Below are 16,684 nucleotides of genomic sequence, written 5' to 3'. Positions count from 1 at the left end.
GCTTGCGCCATCTTACAGCTGGTGGAAGACGATGCCGCGAATGACGTTGCTGCGGTCCATGACCAACTGAGAACGGAATTTGCCGTTCGGATTGACATAATTGATATTGGTCTCGTCCATCACTTGCGTCAGCGTTCCCGACGCTTCACCGTCCACCGAGCCGTATGTCACGCTCTCCAGCGGGACGCCGATATTGATGATTTTCCCGTACCACTGCCCCGCCGGATTTTTCCCCGTCGTAATTTGAATGCCGAACTGGTCCTGATCCGTAAACTTCCGCAGGGCGTTGACGACCTGGCTGCCGGACAGCGTCGTATTGTCGTAAACGGTAAAGGCCGTTTGCGAAAGCTCGGTTTGCAAGTTGCTGAAGTTGCTTTGCGCCGCCTTGGTCGAATCCTGGGCGGAGACGAACAGCACCACCGCCAGCGTAATCAATGCGATCGCCAAAAACGTTCCCGCAGCCATGACAAGCGCCTTCTGTGCATTGGACATACGGTTTCTCTCTCCTTTTGAGTGAATTGTAGGACAACACAAACAGCCCTCGCGAACAAGGGCTGGTAAGCACAACGATTTTATTGAATTCGTTGAATCTGTTCGTAATACACCGACATTTGCGACAAGCTGACGTACACCAACGGCAAAACAAGATAACCGAAAATGAGCGCCATCAACGGCACAAAACCGATCATCCGTCCCCAATTCGCTTTGCTGTCGATCAGTTGCTCGTATTCTTGCTTGCGCTGCTCCTGATTAAAGACGTACTCGGATTCGAGATCGTCAAACGCTTGCCGAATCGGAATCCGCTCCACCGCCAACTGCAGCTTTTCTACCAGCCGAGCGAACGGCAAAAACGGCGCATCCGTTTTGAGTTGCTCCAGCGCCTGTTCCGCGCCTTGCTCGTAATGCAGCAGACACGTCTGTATGGGCTCTTTGAAAACAAGCGCGAACCGCTCCAACCACTCCAGCAGATGCTCGACCGACATGCGTTCCATTTCGGCCAGCATGCCGATCACCGCGTACAATTGATCCACCTCATGCTTGCGCTCCATCTGCCGCATTTGTCGCTGGAACAGCAAAATGCCGAACGGAGCGAAATAACCGCCCCAACCGGCCAGCAACGCCAGCATCACCTCCCACCATTTTAAATAATTGCCGCGCGAAGCATCCATTTTTCCCAAAATGCGCTGCGCGGCGGCGCGCAGCTGCGTCTCATCTCCTGCCAACTGCGGATCTTTTCGCAATTCGCGCAATACCGCAACCGACGGATTGTCCCGTGTGCCGCTGACACGTTGCAGAATGCGCCGGTCTTCCGCCGATTCCACCTGGGCCTGGGCTGCCTCCTCCGGGGACAGCCGTCCGAACAGCGTACTCGTTTGAGCCGGGGCGTACAAGATTCGATGATGGCCAGCCGCATGCAGCGCAACAAAAAAGCCGAGCGCCAGAACAAACGCCAACAGACAAACCGCCACACGCCGGACGGCAAACCATTCCAGGCGCAACGGCGAATTCGTTTCCTTGAGCAACACATGCTGACGGGCTGAAGGTCGTATGCCCGACAGAAATCGTTCCATCCATCGGCGCACCCACGCGAGCTCATAAATTCGTTGCTCCCAGGGCTTGCCGCGCGGCGCTCGTTGCCTCCCGTCCAGCTCCTGCATTTGCCGGAGCAGCACATAGGAAAGAAAGATGATCAGGAGTAAGCCTGCTTTCAGCACCCATCCCAGGGTACTGGCATAAAAATCGTCAAGTGCCGTGAAATAATGCCGCGCCCATGCTTCGATTGGCTTGGTAAACAGCATCGGCACTAGCGCAATCGCTGTCAACCCCTGCAACAAATAGCTGAGCTTCTCCCGGCGAAGCAGCGTCAGATTCAACTCTGTCGTCAGCTTGCCGAGCGCCTTCAAATAAAGCGAGCCGGTTGGCAGTTGCTTGTCGCCGTATTCCTTGACGAGATGGGACATGCCCGCCAATCCCTTCAAAAATCGGTTGGGCGCGGTCTCGTAGTACGCCTCCAGCCGTTCTTCCGGGCGGCTGTCCGTCAGCAGCGCATGGAGTTCTTGCCCGTGCAATGCCATTTCGTAAGGCGCGCTGTCCGTTGCTTCGTACACCGCTTCGTCCACCATGCCGTGCCGATGGTAATGATGCCGGATATCGGCCATAAAATGCCGAAGCTGACGCAACAGCTTGTTCTCCAACCGATGGACGAACACGTCTGCCACCATGCCATGCAGCACCCATACGCCCATCAGCACCATTGCAAGGGTTAGCGGATCGCGGATCCACCACAAAACGGCAATGACGGCAATCGCCAGCACGCTCCATGCTATTAAAGCAATCTTGATTGTTTCCAGCCGTAGCTTCCATTCGTCATAAGGTTGGAGGGCGGTCAGCCGCCTGCGAATCGAATGAAGATAGGTGCAAAGCAGCGGCAAGCGTTCGCTTAGGGTATACATGCGCTGCAGGAGACTGGCCGTCCTCTGCTTGCGCGTCGCTTTACCGGGAAGCCGGAGCGTCTCGTACTCCCGAACCGATCCGACCCCGGTATTGGCGCGGGACAACCAGGTCAACAGCAACAGGGAGGCCAGGAACAAGAGAACCGCCGCGCCAAGCACAATCGACAGCATCGATTTAATGTCCATTCGCTTCCTCCCAATGCGCGGCCAGAAACGCAGCAAATGCGTTGCGTTCCGAAACGGTCAAATGCTCCGCCATCTCCTTGCGATTGCGTTCCGACAGCGGATGAACGGCAACATAATGCCCGTTTCGGTATTCCACGATATTGCGTTCGACATAAGCGGTTCGGTCCGTCGATCGTCGAAAGTATTCCGCTGCCGTTTCCATAAAGGCGGTCATTTTCTCCTCCAGCGTTCCCGCTTGGCGGAAGGTTTGAGGATAATCGGTGGCTTGCTCCAGCGGCACGCATTCCGTAATGCGTTCGATATACCGATGTCCGTCGATATCCCGCTTTAGATGAATATCGAAGTTGATCACGCTGACGACCTGCTGTTCGGCAACCGTTTCATTGGAAAACATGCCCGTTTTGAGCAAGGAGTTCCGTAACGAGAACACCAGGTCCTTGAACGTTTTGGCATGATGCGTGAATAGCGTAAACAGCGATGCCACCTGCGCCATTTGAATCATCCAGGCCGCGACCGGATCGGTCGCCACTTCGCCGAGAATATTGACGGTCCCGTCCGTCTTTTTCTGCACGTCGAGCCCGTCCTGACCGCTGATCGTCTCCGTCTCCCGAAAACTCAAGATGTTGCGGTCCTTGTAGATTTTGCGCAGATGCAATTCGAAGCTCATTTCTTGAACGCGAATCGGAAAGGTAGCGGGAATATACTTGACCATCGCCATCAATAGCGTAGTTTTGCCGCTCCCCTGCGCGCCGGTAATGGCGGTAATGCGTGCGCCTTTGACCAGATAGGCAATGAGCGAAATCGGCAGTTCGGCGTTGTCATCTCCAATGAGCTGCTCGAGCGTCGCGCTCTGCACGTCGAATTTGCGCACAAAAAATGCCCACGATTCCGAAAATCGGGGGCGAAGCACGACAACCCGGGAGCCGTCTGCCATTTCATTGACCTTATAGCCGTTCGCTTCCGACAATTGGCCGGGGAAGTTGTATTTGTATACGTTTTGGCAGACGCGCTTCAGCTCCTGCTCTGAACCGAAGGAAAGAAAGCTCAAATGAATCGATTTGCCTTTGTAAAACATCCAGACGCTGTCGTGAGATTTCGGAACCTCGCGCAGCAGCGAGTCGGAGTCGAATTCCCACTCCCCCTCCCATACGGCGGGCGGCAAGCCGGACACCCCGCCCGATACGCCGTCAATCTTCATATCCCGAATCTCATCCACCACGCTAAATCCTTTGTATTGCTGGTAAATCCGTTGGGCGACAATTTGAAGCTTGTCATCCATATGCAACCGCCGCGCTTCTTTTTTATAGATGTCGTGGATGTCATCAGCGGTAATGCGATACGATTCGGTTTGCCCGTCCTCGATCCCCAGTTTGGGCCGGTCCAACCCGTATTTGCGAATCAATTCGCTTAGCGCGTCGTACCGGTATCGCTTCTTATATACATGAAGCAAAATTTCAAATTGGTCTTGCGCGGACAACTCATAGGGATCGTCGAATGGAATCACGTTATTGATCGCAGTCTCGTCCAGTTGATACTGACGAACAAGCAAGTCGACCAGAAACTGCTTGATATACGCCTTGTCCCGCAAATCCCCGGAGGTGCAGCCGCGCAGCGCCTTTTTCAACTCGGCGCGCTTGGCCTTGCGGCGTCGAAACTCCTCCTCCGACAAGCCCAAATCGTACAAATTGCTGCTTGTCATCTCATGCAGCGCCTGCTTGACGTAATCCGTCATCGCCGCAGTCGTATAAGCCCGCTCCGTCGGAGGCTTTTCAGAGGCGCGGCCGCTTAATCGGACATACAGGAGCGCAGCAACCAGCGCAAGCAGCATGAAGCTGAGCAACGCATGAAGGAGCGCCATTCGCGCTATCCCTCCTTTCCGCCGAAAAAAGGCTTGTCCAAATGGCATGCCGCAACGACGGCCTGCGCCAACTCCCGGACACGTTTCATAAAGAGATGATGCTCGTGGTCACGCGGCACCCGGCGGTTGCGAAACAAAAAGTCGAGCACCTGTCCCGCCTGCAGCGCATCCATCAGCCCGGCCCGATGCGGCACAGCATAAAGCGGCTCTCGCAGGGCAAACGTCCGGGCTGTATTTTTCAACGTTTGGCTGGCTTCTGCATCATACTGCCCCAGGACGAGCAGGCGGTGGACATTCGGCAGACTGTCGAGTTGTTGGTGAAAGAAGCGTTCCAACAGCAACCGATTCTGATTCAGGCTTACGATCACCACGTCCGCCTGCTGCAGCAATTGCCGGGACCAGCCGGAACCCGTGCCGTTGCCGCCGTCGATCAAAACGAGATCGTAGCCGCGTTTGGCCGCTTCCAGCAGCGGCTGGAGTTCCGTTTTCATGGAAGGCATCCATGCTTTGTCCGGTTGATCGGACCCGGGCAGCAGATCGAGGCGATGCTGCAGCAGCGGCAGCGTGTAATTGGCGATCATCCCCGGCTGCAGCTTGCGATGCCGCACCAGCCGGGCCAACGCATCTATGCCGATATCGTCGCCGCGCGCCTCTTCCGGCTTGCGGGGCAGCAGCGCCTGCTCCAGCGCGGCGCGGCGGCTTTGCGCATGGCCGAACAGCAGCACGCGCGCGGAGTATTCCAAGCCGAGCAATCCGGCGATCACGGCCAAATTGGACGTATTGCCCGCTTGTCCGGAGACCGGACTCCAAAACACTACGCTATGTCCCACGCTTCTCCCTCCTCATGCGCCGCCACGCGTTTTTGATCGTGCGGTCCTCGAAACCGGTAATAGCTTTAGCCAAGGCCATCACCGCCTGCACATAGGGGCCGGACAACCGTTTCGCGGCGATTCGAGCATGATGTTGATTTTCGAAGCGAGCGATAACGTCCCGTTCGTTCAGCGGAATACGCAGTTCCAAATCCCCCCAACGCAGCGTCTCGGCGGATTGCAATGCGTCGAAGTAAGCCTCCGGGATCGCGGTCGGTACAAACGGATGCACCAATTTGACAAACGGCACCGGCTGCACAGCAGCCTCCGCCAAACAAAGCCGCTGCAACAGCTCCGCGTTTTTGCTCAATATCCGTCTATCCGGACTGGCGCACCAAACGCGAAGCGTCATGTCCGACAGATCGCACCCTTTGACGAACTCGGTATGATCCGTATCCAGCAGCAACACATCGTAATCCGTCATCTGCCCGCCCTGTTGACGGAAATGGCGTTCCAGTTGTCCACGATTGATAAAGCCCGCCGCGATGTCCAATCCTTCAAATTCCAACACAAAAGATCCCGGCCTCGTATCCGATACGGGCAGATAGCCATGAATCGTTTGGGCGATTGTGGAATCGACCAGCAACACGCGCAATTCCGCTTGCACGAGCAGCTTGCCGAGCGTCAGCAACAGATGGCTTTTCTCCGTCGCTCCCAGAAACAGAGCCTGTTTCATCTCGGACTCCTCCTCACCCGGCATCGGATTGCTCGAACACATCCTGCAATCGATCGTCAGCATTTGAGTTTTGGGTGACGTCTGAAGAATCTGAAACATCGGGGGTATCGGGAGCGAGATTGCCCGTTGTTGTGTCGTCTCCCTGCAAATTTGCCGGCGGCTTTTCGGATCGGGCAGTCGAAGAGTCTGTCGAATCCGGCACACCGGAACTATTCGTGCTTCCGACATTTACAGGCTGCTGCGCGCTTTGGTTGACAAAACCGTTGTTCTGCTCGGTCATGACCCGTTCGTTTTGCAGTTGCTGCTGCACGGTGGTGTTGCCGCTGATCACCTGCTGCTTGTCCGCTTTGCTCATGGCTTTCAGGTTATCGTTCAACGTGGCGCGCAATTGACGAGCCAGTTCCGTTTTCGCTGTCTCCAATAGGTTCGGATCGCGCTCCATCAGATCGAGCACCTTCGTATTGGCCGGATAGTTTGCCACCGCCGCCTGCTGCATGCCGGGTTCGATGTAGGGAAGCGCATAGAGGCGCGCTCCTTGCAAATACGCATCGATGATCGCACTGGAGACCAACAAGATTTCCGATTCGTTCATGTCATACCAAACGATCGTGCCGGACAAATCCCGGACCCGCTTTTTGCTCAGCACAATAAAATCCTCGCCCGTCGGGAATCCGATCCGCACGTCGACATACTGCCCTTTTTTCAAATTAGTTGGCAGTTGGATCACGTTGAATTCCTGCTCTCGTACGTCCGATGCGAGTGGTTGTCCGTCCGCGAGCATGGATGCGGTCAGCGTCATCCTTTGCGGCAAATCGATTTTCACTGTTTTGCCGACCGCCGCGCTTTTCTCGCTCAAGCTGTCGAGCGCCGCTTGCGCTTCCGGCACCTCTGCGATCGCGACATCCGTATCCCTTATCATCGTTCCCGATGAAAGGGCATGCGTCAAAACCAGCACGCGCTTCTTCGCCACGTGTTCCATCGTTTGTACGGCCCTCGTTTGCTCCTCCAGTTGCTCCCGCAGTTCCCGCTTTTGAGCCGTTTGCTGCCGCATATAAAAGCTCAGCGCTGCCACCAGCAGCAGAAAACCGATGCCGATCGCAATCATGACGATCCATTTGCGATGCCGGTACATGGGCGTTTCCCCCCTTCTTTGCTACAGTTTTTCATGAAACCAATAGGCGCGGGTATACAGATCGATCCCTTGTCGGGTCGGGATTCCCACCGTGGCCTCGCCTTTCCCGTTCCATCCCCTGCGATTGGCCGTATCTATGGCGAACCGATCGGATGCGCCCTTGTAAACCTCCTGAACGGTCCCTTCAATCAGGATATATAGCCCGCCACGGCCGTTCGTGGGATAGACCACGTCGGATTCCTCCACTCTCATCCTCATCACGCTCCTCTTATTTGAATAGCCACCGCTTCAATAGCCGATTTTTCCCGGAGCCTGCAGACGGATCCGGCTCCTTTCCCAACCACGGATCGACCAACCTGCCCATCTGCAGCCGGTACGGACTCGTCGGCGAAACGGGAATCCACTCTCCACGGCGAACAGCGCTGGTCACGGTTGCATCCTCCGGCAACTCCAACGCGGTCGGCCACGGGAGTCGTTCTTTCCATAAGACATGAGGAGCCGGGGCCGTGAGCCGATTCCATACGAGCCAACTCTCCGGAGACGGACGCAGACCGGCCAGCAGCGGCCCTACGCGCTCCAGGTTAAGCAGACTTGCCGGCTCGTCCGTCGTCATCAGAAATAATTGATCGCTTGCCTGCAACACCTGTCGAGTCAGGCTGTCAAAAGCCGCCGGCAGATCGATCAGCACCAGATCCGTCTCCTCTTTCAAGAAGCCAAGGAGAGTTAGAAGCTGCGCAGGCTCCAACCGAAAACGACCCGGCTGCAGGGGCGCGGCGACAACCAAAAAGCCCGGCTCTGTCGGCAATAGACACGCCCGGCTTGCTTTCGGATCTTCAATCCGTTGCAACAGATCGACGATGGTTTTAGGCGGCTTCATATTCAACATGGCAGCAACTGTGCCAAACAGCAGATCCATGTCCACGACGCAAACACGTTGTCCTTCCTTCGCCAGCCGCGCGGCCATATGCAACAAAAACGTCGTTTTCCCGACACCGCCCTTGGCTGCATAAACAGCGGCGACAGCAGGCATGTTCGCGCTGGGCCGGGAAGCGACGACTGGCGGATGCGGTCCGATCGTTTCATCCCGAACGAGCGGATTATGGGTCGAATTGCTGGCCTGAACGAGCACCATGACTTCAGGCTCGGCTTGCTGTTTTTCGTCCCGGTCAGCCCAAGCTTTTTTCGCCATAGCCTCGGAGTCATCCCCATTTCCCTGAACCGAAACCGGTTCGGAATCAGGCAACGGCCCCGGGGTAATGAGCCTTTCGGAGTCCTGCGCAGACGGATCAGCGTCAAGCTCCCGCGTTGCTTGCCGCTGTGAAAGCGTCTTGTCTCCGGCGTGCTGCGACAACGCTTTGCGCAGGGATGTCCGACTTTCCGACGTTATGGGATGGGCTTCATCCGAATTGCTTTTTCGTTCCGGCAGAACCAATGACGTTTCATCATAAGGAAAAGCCGGGGCCTTTTCCCCCTGATTTTGGGTATTCGTTTGGTTGGCTAAAATACGTTCGAATAGCTGGTCCGTTGAAGTGTCGGATCGGATAATCCCGGCGACATGCAATAACTTCCAATCTTCCGGCAGGTCCTGCTCGTTATCGGCGAGAAGCACGATGGGGATTTCCAGACTGTCCACCATGCGAACAAAATCCTTCCACCTGCCCACGGACCGATCAATGACAATAATCGCGGTTCCCTGCGCAATTCGCTCGGGATCGTGGACGATTTGAACCGTGTATCCCGATTCCCGCAAACGGGCAATCCAGGCTTTGCGTTCCCGCTGGTGGGGGCGAAACAAGGCAATCAACAAAGGGCTCGCCTCCTTTGATTAATCCGAAGGGGAAAATCCTTGAAAAATGCCTTCCCAATACGGGTTGCGGTTGTCTTCGATCCACTGCGCCGTTTCGGGATAACCCATCGAGCGGGCACAACGGAGAACATCGCTGACAATCAGCATATTGGTTCGGCCGGAGCTTCGAACGGCTTCCAAACCTTCATAAACCCTTTTGGGCACTTTCATCGCACTCTACCGCCTTTCTGAATTCATTTGCGTCAAATTTCGTTTGTTCCTCACCGCTTCGAATGTCGATCCACTTTCTTTCCCAGATAGAATACGTCCAGTTGCAGTTGGCCTGCCAAATAAAACGCGAAATCCTCCGCATCCGCATACGTCTGCCGAACATCCATTTCCTGCGCTCTGCCGTTCTCCACAAACTGAACGGAATACACGCTGCCTTTCGGTTCAATTCGGACCTGCTTCATACCCGCCCTCCCTCCCGATTTGAATCCTAATCAGACGCTCCGAAGGATATTTTCCGCGCTATCCCGGTCAATGACACAAGCGTAGCGGGCATAGTCGTACCCCTCCGGGGAAATGGCATGCACCCGGCGGCCGTTGGTAAAAATCAACACAGGTTCACGGCTATGCTGACGAATCCGTTCATCCGACTCCAGCGATACGATTTGCTGCAATTGACGCTCTGTCACTTTGAAAACAGCAACGGAAGCATAGGTCTCATGCGGCAGATGAGTCGATCGTTCATGCTGCAGAAAAAAAGGATGCTTTCGGTACCTGCGATACACATGTACAGCCATCCTCATCATGGCTCTTCCCCTCCATTCGACCGGTAGTTCGAGATGAGCAGTTCACAGACGGCTTTCCGTCCTTCCCGCTGCTTGGCGATCGAGTAGTGCGTTTCCACCGTCTCAATCGTGAAGGGCGCATACCACTCGCGCACCTCCGGGTGATCATTGATGCTGAGCAAAAATTTGCCGCGAAGATTCCCCAGCATCTCCCGCAGCTTCCGGTGCTGCGCTTCGTCGAATTTGTACAGATAGCCGGACAATCCCCAGTACGGCGGATCGCAATAAAAAAAGGTGTCCGGCGAATCGTACCGCGCGAGCACCTCTTCAAAGCTCCGATTTTCAATATACACCCCGATCAAACGCTCGTGCGCCAGCTTGAACTTGTCTTTGACCTTGCTCATGTCGAACGCCGGTTTGCTGCGCGTGTAACCCCAATCGTCGGCGTCATTGTATTTGCCGCCAAAATGGGAATAGACACGGTAATAAAAATCGTAGGCACGGGTGATCGGATCCCGCTCTTGGTCCCGACGCTTCATGATCCGCTCAAACTCGTCCCGCGCATATAGCGCCCATTCGAAGCGCTTGGCCAGCGCTTCCCAGTCCTCTTGAATGACCCGGAAGAAATTGACCAATTCGGCGTTAATGTCCGAATAGACCTCGACCTTGGAGCGTTCCTTTCCGAACAGCACCCAGCCACCTCCGCCGAATACCTCGGCATAGACAACATGCGGCGGAAAGCGGCGGATGATTTCCTCACGCAGCCGATACTTGCCGCCTTGCCAACGAATCGGACTTTTCAGCATGGCTTCGCACTCCCTCCGATTTCATTCCATATAAAAAGAGCCGGAAGCTCCTGCCAGCGTCCAGCCCACTTTCCGGTTTCCCATGCTTGAAACAAACGCTGTTTCGATTGCAGACGAACTCACAGGCGGTTCGTTCGGCGGAAAAACCAGCGTCAGCGGGTCAACCGTTTGTCCGTGAACCCGCATTTCAAAGTGCAGATGCGGGCCGGTTGATTTACCCGTACTGCCAACCCAGCCGATCATTTCACCCTGATGCACCTGCTGCCCTTGTCGCACCGCGATATCCGCGAGATGTCCATACAGGCTGATAAAATCGTTCGCATGTTGCAGCAGGATGTGATTGCCGTAGCCGGTGCTGCTGCGAACGACCTGCACGACCGTGCCGTTTTGCGTCGCCATTACCGGCGTGCCGCGCGGCGCGGGGATATCGATACCGGCGTGGAATTCGCTTGGCGCTCCCGTAACCGGGTCGACGCGGTAACCGTACGGACTGGAAATTGCGGTATAACCCAAAAGCGGCCACAGCCATTTCCCCGGAATCGGCAGCACTGCAGCATATTCGGCTTCCTTGCGGTGTACCATCGCCACCTGCTCCGCATTCAAAAACCAGCCGTTCAGCGCGGATTCTTCATCCTCGGCCGAGGCGCGCAAATAGTTGGCCAACGAAAAAATAGCATCGTACGGATTATCCGGATCGATTTCCCCGTCCTCGTCCCCATCCTGCCGATACGTCTCCCAAAGCGAACGCGGGAAACCCAGCGAACCGATCGTATCGATGCGCTTGGCCTTCTCCGCGCCGAAATTTGTCGTCACCCGATGCATCGCCGCCAGCCGCGCCCAGGATGCTTGCCCGTTTTCCGCTTGTATATAAATCGGCAATAACAGCATGGGGATATCAAAAGAGGCATTGTTCGGCACTTCGACTCCCTCCAGTTGCGAGGTGTCTGAAGCGCTGACCAATGCCCCGAGCAGAGCGAATATCAGCACCATCACTAAAATGGCAATGCCGATGCCGGTTGCACCCAAGCTGCCGACGACCCACCAAAACACCCGCCTTTTCACCAGACCACTAATGTCCATTGCACACTTCCTAATACCGGCGTATCCCGATCAAGCCCATTCATGGTGCCCCTCCATCATTCGTTTTTGTACTTGCGAATCATATCCGGATCACTCCGCACGCTCCATATAAACGTATGGTTCAATGCTATTTCCCTTGTATACCCGGCTTTTATCAAACCATTAAAGACGGTTTGGAGCACCGCCTCCCGCTTCATCAAGCGCTCCATTTTTTGCGAATCGAACACGATCTCCTGATTCCGTTCATCCATGCACCATCAGCTCCAACTCATTCTTTGTTGTACTCGCGAATCATCACTGAATCATCCAGCACATATCCGTTAAACGTAACTTCCAACGCTTTTTTCCGCGAATGTCCTTTATGGACCAAGTCGTTGACAACAAATTGGAGCAGCGCATCCCGCTTTATCAACCGTTCCATTTTTACGGGATCAAAGTCTGCAACCAACTCCGGCTCTCCCATTCCGACAGCCTCCCTTCGAGCAATATTAAAACAGAATCCGATCCGGCACGTAAATTCCCGTCGTACTCCAGGACCGGGCGGTCGGCGGCTTGACCCACAAATGGCCCGAGGAGACCACGAGCAAATCCAGTTCCTTTCCCTGGACGTTCCCCTTCAATAGATGACCATGCGAATGCTTTTCCCGATACGCAACGGCATCCAGCTTCATCTCCCGCTTCAACCATTCCACCAATCGTTCCATGGCGCTCTCCTCCCGTCATTTCAGTTTGTTGATTACCTTTTTGGCAGTTGCCTTCGCTTTCTGAGCCCGTTCCTTCGTATCCTTCCAGGATTGCTTCGCTTCATTGACGTGGTACGTAATCTCCCGTTTCGACGTATCGTACATTTCATGCGGCGTCGGTGCCTGGAAGATGCCCAGCACTTGCTTCAGGATTTTTTTGCGGAACAAAAAAGCGCAGACAAACAGCAGCGCTACAAAGATTTGCTGAAGCATCAGGATGCCGGAGCCGCGCGCCACAACGTCAGCGACAAGCAGCGTAAAGCCCATATAAAATCCATAGATCACCTTCGTCCCGAGCGTTCCGATCAGCCAGCCGATCCAGCGGCGGACAAACACGAAGCCGCGCTCGGGATACAATCCGAGCAGCAGCACGATCGGCGCAAGAATCAGAATCGCGAGCGCCATCTCCTGTGCCAGAATCAGGATGAACGCAATGGATCCGACAAACAGCAGCAAGGTCAAGGTGGCGATCAGCGACAGAACGGCAACCAGACAACGAATGCCTGCCGATCCGCCGCCAAACAGGGCGACCAGATCGGCATGATCGCCATGGTCGATCTTGGCGTCACCAAGCACCTTGCGTAATAGATCCCGGCCGGTCCACCCCGGCGCAAAACGACGGATCCAATCCGACCAAGCGTCTCCGACCTGAACATCAAGCGTAAGGTCCTCTTCCTCTGCCCTGTCCCGGATCGCCTCCACTTCCTCCTCCGTCATGCGTACCGTCCCGGCGTCCTGCCGGTTGAATTCGCCGATCGTCCATGGCCGGTCGACAAACAGCTTCCACAGTCGGTTGCTTGTCGCCAGCAATTGCTGATCGGCCGCATCCGTCAAGCCTCCTCCGAGCGAATCGCCGGTCACCCGCTGATAGGGCGCAGCCAGCGAACCCATCGTAATTTGCGTCAGCTTGTCCATCGTTTGCGAAACGGCCCGGATGCTGGCCCCCGAATGCGTATAAAACCAGTAACTTCCGGCCAATACGAGCAGCGAACCGATGACGCCGGACATCAGCCGCGTCGTTTGGTTGTTCCAATACCCGACTTTTACCATCCATGCCGCCAAAATAACCAGCGCCCACGGCAGAAACTTGCTGAAGAGGCTCATTCGCAGTCCGTCCATAATTGGCAAAATGAGCGACAGCTGCGTGTTCACTAAATCGGTATGAAACCCGAGCTGCATCAAAAAGATGCACAGCCGGACAATGAAGGCACTCAGCATGAACAGAATATTCGCCACCCAGTTGAGCAGCAACGGAAACGGGTTGTTCAGCTTGGGCTTCCAACCGCTCCACTCCACCAAGTCGTATCCGATATCCCATGCATAGTTGTCCGTCGCATACTGGCGATAATCCAGCGTTCGATCGCCCGGTTCGATGCCCATTTCGGATTCGCCCGGCAGCATTTGATCCAGCATATCTTGGGGAGCTTCAGCAGCCCAAGCAGCCGGAGACGCAAAAATGAGACTCAATACTAACAGCAATCCTATGATGCCGAACAATATTCGGATGCTATTTCGCATTCTCCCCCTCCCTCAATTTGCAATGGTTTGCGGCGTCGTATTGAAGATCGTCAGCAAATCGTCCGGTGTCGGCTCGATATGCACCCGACCGATCCGGCCGGTGATGTCTTTCATATAGCAGTCCCCGGCTTTAAGCTCCCGGAACGCTTGAATCATATCTTCGTCGTCCGTATCCAAGCCGAGCAGGGTCAAATTGTCCGCAATGGCCCTGGGGTCTTCCGTCCGAAAACAAAAAATGGAGCCGAGATTGTTTCTCGTCTCCTCGTCGGCCACGTCGCCCGGATTTTGTGTCGCCAACAGCGGCACCACCTGAAACGATCGGCCCATGCGAATGATTTCATCGATCAGCAATGCCCCTTCCGGAAAGGCACGCAGCATCCACGATTCGTCGATTCCGAATAGCTTGAGCAAATCGGTAGGGCTATGAAACATGTATTCCCGTCCCAATGCCGCCACAAGATACATGATGCCAAGTCCGAAACGCTCGTTCGGCGTCAACGCCTGCTGCACACGCTCCCCCCGTTTTTGAGGCAACGGCAGCCCGGCCAACGTGATGACGATAAAGCGAGCGCCGCTCAGGTTTGCGTTCTCCTCGCCGTCCCGGGCAAAAATAAACTTGCCGAAAGGACTGCGGGAATAGGAAAGGAGCCGGTTGACACAGCGTCCCGCTTCCACCCGAATGGCTTCCATCGGCGAGTCGCGGGCGATGCTCTCCAACTCCTGCATAAACACATAAAGATCCCGCCGGGGTTGCTCGAAGGTACGCTCGACCGCTTCCATGATCGCGTCCGCTCGCTCGTCGTTGCGTGTCCCTTCCAGCAACAGACTGAGAAAATCCAATACAATGCCGTGCGCCCGTTCTCCGCTGGAGGACATCCGAAACGGATTGAATTGCGTTTTCGACTCGGCAGCAAAATCCAGCCGCAGCATGTTCTCCCGCACTTCCGGGATTAAGGCGAAACACGCGTCCTCGTTTTTCGGATCGATACTGAACACGATACCGCCTTGATTGTATGCATGATAAAACAACGTCTTCTTCAGCACCGATTTCCCCGAACCGAGCGTACCGACAATGACGATCGCGCCGGAACGATTCAACTCTTTGGACATCGGCCGCTTCAGATCGAGCAATACAGGAATCCGATGCAGCGTCCGTCCGATATAATCGCCATCCGGATCGCCGATTTCCCGCGATCCGTGCAGCATGCCCGCCGCCAGAAACTTCGGGTCCATCGGAATCTGGTTTTGCTTATCCATCGCCGAACCCGGCAGGAAGAGCTGAAACGCTTTGGTTTGATCGCCGGGCGAGCGGACGATGCGGATTTGCTTCGTGGCATACAGCTGCAAAAGCTGCGCCGCGCGTTCTTCCAACTCTGTTCTGCTTGCAGCAGCGACATTTAGCCAAGTCGACGACCATACGAGCGGCATGCCCTTCTGCAGCTTGTTTTCCAGCACACGTCCCCGTGTTCCGGCCCATTCCAGCGTAATTGGCGTTTCTTCGGACGCCTCGTCATATTCCCGCCGCTGGTCCTTCAGCACCTTGCGGTTGCGCTGCAGTCCGCCCGCCGCTTCATGAGGCGTCTGCACCTGAAAATGCAAGCTGACCTCGGCCGGGAACGGCAAGTCCTCCAGCGCATACAACCATTCGTCGCCGATGACGTCGATCTCCTCGGGCACGTCCACCACAGAAAAGAACGATTGATAACTGCGAATCCCCTCATCCAAATCGTCGTGGTGAACGACGAGCGTCTTCATTTTCTCTTCACCGACCAGATCAGAGGCCAGCAGCAACGGCAGCGATTTTTTCGGGCGCAACAGCACCTTCTCGCCCCGTATCCGTACCTCCCGCATCGTTTCCGGCGTCAGCAGCAAAACCGGCTCCTGGGACAGTCCCCGGAAAAACCCGCGTCTCAGCAACCATTCGATGTCTTGCGGACCGCACCGTTCGCCGTTCAGATGGGAATAGACTTGGTTAAACTGCAGGCTTTCCGCCGTTTGCGCCATCCGCAGCCGTTCCATCTCCAACTCCCCGCGTTGCCGGTACCAAAATTGCTCCGTCACGCTTCGGCCCAGCGCTCCGGCCAGCGCCTTCAACGTTTCGGCCGTTTTGCGCAGACCCGACAGATCGACCTCCGGCAGTTGCCTCTGAACGGCGGATAGCTGGACGATCAAGTAGAGCGACCGCTGCCACGGACGCCGCTCGGCAAACCGCTGCATGACTGCCTGCACGTATCGATCGTGCTCCTTGCCCGTGCCCGTCCGCCTCCGTTGCCAAAGTGCGGCATCCATCATCCGGGTGACGGAAAGGAGTTGACCGCTGCCATGAAAGCTGTGCAGGAATTGCTGCATGTGGCTCACGGTGCCGCGTTTTTTCTCGGATGATTGATAGGCGTACGGTTTGAGCGGAATGCGGTACACCGCCCACGGTTTGAGCAGCGCGTCGAACAGCATATTTTGCTCCCAGTACAGCACCGGCAATTGCAAGCGGCCCCACCTCCTTTGAGCCTATGAGGCATTTTTTCGAATCCAGATGCGCTGCCGATCCGCATAGTCGTACATCTGCTCCAGAACTTCATCCAACTCCTCAGCATCCTGCGCGCTCCGAAATCGATCCACATGCATAAAGGACCGAAAGCATGCTTCGCGGTTCAGCCGCTCGGCAAGAATTCGGCCCTTTTCGTTTACGGTTGTCCGTGAATCTTCAAGCAGATCGTCGATGCCAATCGATACTTGGTGCCGCCAATGTCCCAAGCCGTTTCACCTCGTTCCCTTTGGCCGTTGGG

General features: G+C 55.6%; 19 protein-coding genes. All 19 read right to left on the bottom strand.

Annotation, left to right across the window (positions count from 1 at the left end):
* Nucleotides 1–12: 12 nt before the first annotated feature.
* A complete protein-coding gene (locus tag E6C55_RS25425) occupies nt 13–492 on the bottom strand; it encodes an ABC transporter permease (protein WP_136372641.1) in 480 nt (159 codons plus the stop codon).
* Between the two features lie 80 nt (nt 493–572).
* Nucleotides 573–2,639: a hypothetical protein gene (locus E6C55_RS25420; protein WP_136372640.1), complete on the bottom strand. Its 2,067-nt coding sequence runs from the start codon at nt 2,637–2,639 to the stop codon at nt 573–575.
* Nucleotides 2,629–4,497, bottom strand: a complete 1,869-nt coding sequence (locus E6C55_RS25415; protein ID WP_136372639.1) for a P-loop NTPase family protein — start codon at nt 4,495–4,497, stop codon at nt 2,629–2,631. Before E6C55_RS25415 ends, E6C55_RS25420 begins: the two co-directional genes overlap by 11 nt.
* Before the next feature lie 5 nt (nt 4,498–4,502).
* The gene (locus tag E6C55_RS25410; protein ID WP_136372638.1) at nt 4,503–5,327 is read right to left on the bottom strand and encodes a hypothetical protein; all 825 of its coding nucleotides are present in this window, start codon (nt 5,325–5,327) and stop codon (nt 4,503–4,505) included.
* A complete protein-coding gene (locus tag E6C55_RS25405) occupies nt 5,317–6,042 on the bottom strand; it encodes a hypothetical protein (protein ID WP_136372637.1) in 726 nt (241 codons plus the stop codon). The genes E6C55_RS25410 and E6C55_RS25405 overlap by 11 nt, the downstream gene beginning before the upstream one ends.
* A 13-nt stretch (nt 6,043–6,055) precedes the next feature.
* On the bottom strand, nt 6,056–7,174 hold the full coding sequence (locus E6C55_RS25400) for an SAF domain-containing protein (RefSeq protein WP_136372636.1): 1,119 nt from the start codon (nt 7,172–7,174) through the stop codon (nt 6,056–6,058).
* A gap of 21 nt (nt 7,175–7,195) precedes the next feature.
* Complete coding sequence (locus tag E6C55_RS25395; RefSeq protein WP_136372635.1) at nt 7,196–7,426, bottom strand: hypothetical protein; 231 nt, start codon at nt 7,424–7,426, stop codon at nt 7,196–7,198.
* A 16-nt stretch (nt 7,427–7,442) separates the two neighbouring features.
* Complete coding sequence (locus E6C55_RS25390) at nt 7,443–8,981, bottom strand: AAA family ATPase (RefSeq protein ID WP_136372634.1); 1,539 nt, start codon at nt 8,979–8,981, stop codon at nt 7,443–7,445.
* Nucleotides 8,982–8,999: 18 nt separating this feature from the next.
* Entirely contained in the window at nt 9,000–9,191 is a 192-nt protein-coding gene (locus E6C55_RS25385) for a DUF5049 domain-containing protein (RefSeq protein ID WP_136372633.1), read from the bottom strand.
* Between the two features lie 50 nt (nt 9,192–9,241).
* A complete protein-coding gene (locus tag E6C55_RS25380; protein ID WP_136372632.1) occupies nt 9,242–9,433 on the bottom strand; it encodes a hypothetical protein in 192 nt (63 codons plus the stop codon).
* A gap of 30 nt (nt 9,434–9,463) precedes the next feature.
* Nucleotides 9,464–9,775 carry a hypothetical protein gene (locus E6C55_RS25375; protein WP_136372631.1) on the bottom strand — a complete coding sequence of 104 codons (312 nt, stop codon included), beginning with the start codon at nt 9,773–9,775 and terminating at the stop codon, nt 9,464–9,466.
* Nucleotides 9,772–10,560: a DNA adenine methylase gene (locus E6C55_RS25370; protein WP_136372630.1), complete on the bottom strand. Its 789-nt coding sequence runs from the start codon at nt 10,558–10,560 to the stop codon at nt 9,772–9,774. The genes E6C55_RS25375 and E6C55_RS25370 overlap by 4 nt, the downstream gene beginning before the upstream one ends.
* 21 nt (nt 10,561–10,581) lie before the next feature.
* Nucleotides 10,582–11,640, bottom strand: a complete 1,059-nt coding sequence (locus E6C55_RS25365) for a M23 family metallopeptidase (RefSeq protein WP_136372629.1) — start codon at nt 11,638–11,640, stop codon at nt 10,582–10,584.
* Nucleotides 11,641–11,696: 56 nt separating this feature from the next.
* Nucleotides 11,697–11,891, bottom strand: coding sequence for a hypothetical protein (locus E6C55_RS25360; RefSeq protein WP_136372628.1), 195 nt, complete (start codon nt 11,889–11,891; stop codon nt 11,697–11,699).
* Between the two features lie 17 nt (nt 11,892–11,908).
* Complete coding sequence (locus tag E6C55_RS25355; protein WP_136372627.1) at nt 11,909–12,103, bottom strand: hypothetical protein; 195 nt, start codon at nt 12,101–12,103, stop codon at nt 11,909–11,911.
* 25 nt (nt 12,104–12,128) lie between these two features.
* Entirely contained in the window at nt 12,129–12,344 is a 216-nt protein-coding gene (locus E6C55_RS25350) for a hypothetical protein (RefSeq protein ID WP_136372626.1), read from the bottom strand.
* Nucleotides 12,345–12,359: 15 nt separating this feature from the next.
* Nucleotides 12,360–13,880, bottom strand: a complete 1,521-nt coding sequence (locus tag E6C55_RS25345; RefSeq protein ID WP_230986853.1) for a hypothetical protein — start codon at nt 13,878–13,880, stop codon at nt 12,360–12,362.
* 33 nt (nt 13,881–13,913) lie between these two features.
* Nucleotides 13,914–16,385 carry an ATP-binding protein gene (locus tag E6C55_RS25340; protein WP_136372624.1) on the bottom strand — a complete coding sequence of 824 codons (2,472 nt, stop codon included), beginning with the start codon at nt 16,383–16,385 and terminating at the stop codon, nt 13,914–13,916.
* Nucleotides 16,386–16,406: 21 nt separating this feature from the next.
* Complete coding sequence (locus E6C55_RS25335) at nt 16,407–16,652, bottom strand: hypothetical protein (protein ID WP_136372623.1); 246 nt, start codon at nt 16,650–16,652, stop codon at nt 16,407–16,409.
* Nucleotides 16,653–16,684: the final 32 nt, after the last annotated feature.

The organism is Cohnella fermenti (assembly GCF_004801405.1).
In the GTDB taxonomy this organism is placed as follows: domain Bacteria; phylum Bacillota; class Bacilli; order Paenibacillales; family Paenibacillaceae; genus Cohnella; species Cohnella fermenti.
This window is presented reverse-complemented; position numbering and strand designations above follow the sequence as displayed.

Bases quoted from the DNA above. Each gene is read 5' to 3' on its own strand.
- E6C55_RS25350 (WP_136372626.1), bottom strand. From the start codon at position 12,344: ATGGAACGATTGGTGGAATGGTTGAAGCGGGAGATGAAGCTGGATGCC.
- E6C55_RS25355 (WP_136372627.1), bottom strand. From the start codon at position 12,103: ATGGGAGAGCCGGAGTTGGTTGCAGACTTTGATCCCGTAAAAATGGAA.
- E6C55_RS25425 (WP_136372641.1), bottom strand. From the start codon at position 492: ATGTCCAATGCACAGAAGGCGCTTGTCATGGCTGCGGGAACGTTTTTG.
- E6C55_RS25385 (WP_136372633.1), bottom strand. From the start codon at position 9,191: ATGAAAGTGCCCAAAAGGGTTTATGAAGGTTTGGAAGCCGTTCGAAGC.
- E6C55_RS25375 (WP_136372631.1), bottom strand. From the start codon at position 9,775: ATGATGAGGATGGCTGTACATGTGTATCGCAGGTACCGAAAGCATCCT.
- E6C55_RS25360 (WP_136372628.1), bottom strand. From the start codon at position 11,891: ATGGATGAACGGAATCAGGAGATCGTGTTCGATTCGCAAAAAATGGAG.
- E6C55_RS25415 (WP_136372639.1), bottom strand. From the start codon at position 4,497: ATGGCGCTCCTTCATGCGTTGCTCAGCTTCATGCTGCTTGCGCTGGTT.
- E6C55_RS25365 (WP_136372629.1), bottom strand. From the start codon at position 11,640: ATGGACATTAGTGGTCTGGTGAAAAGGCGGGTGTTTTGGTGGGTCGTC.
- E6C55_RS25395 (WP_136372635.1), bottom strand. From the start codon at position 7,426: ATGAGAGTGGAGGAATCCGACGTGGTCTATCCCACGAACGGCCGTGGC.
- E6C55_RS25420 (WP_136372640.1), bottom strand. From the start codon at position 2,639: ATGGACATTAAATCGATGCTGTCGATTGTGCTTGGCGCGGCGGTTCTC.
- E6C55_RS25370 (WP_136372630.1), bottom strand. From the start codon at position 10,560: ATGCTGAAAAGTCCGATTCGTTGGCAAGGCGGCAAGTATCGGCTGCGT.
- E6C55_RS25405 (WP_136372637.1), bottom strand. From the start codon at position 6,042: ATGAAACAGGCTCTGTTTCTGGGAGCGACGGAGAAAAGCCATCTGTTG.
- E6C55_RS25400 (WP_136372636.1), bottom strand. From the start codon at position 7,174: ATGTACCGGCATCGCAAATGGATCGTCATGATTGCGATCGGCATCGGT.
- E6C55_RS25380 (WP_136372632.1), bottom strand. From the start codon at position 9,433: ATGAAGCAGGTCCGAATTGAACCGAAAGGCAGCGTGTATTCCGTTCAG.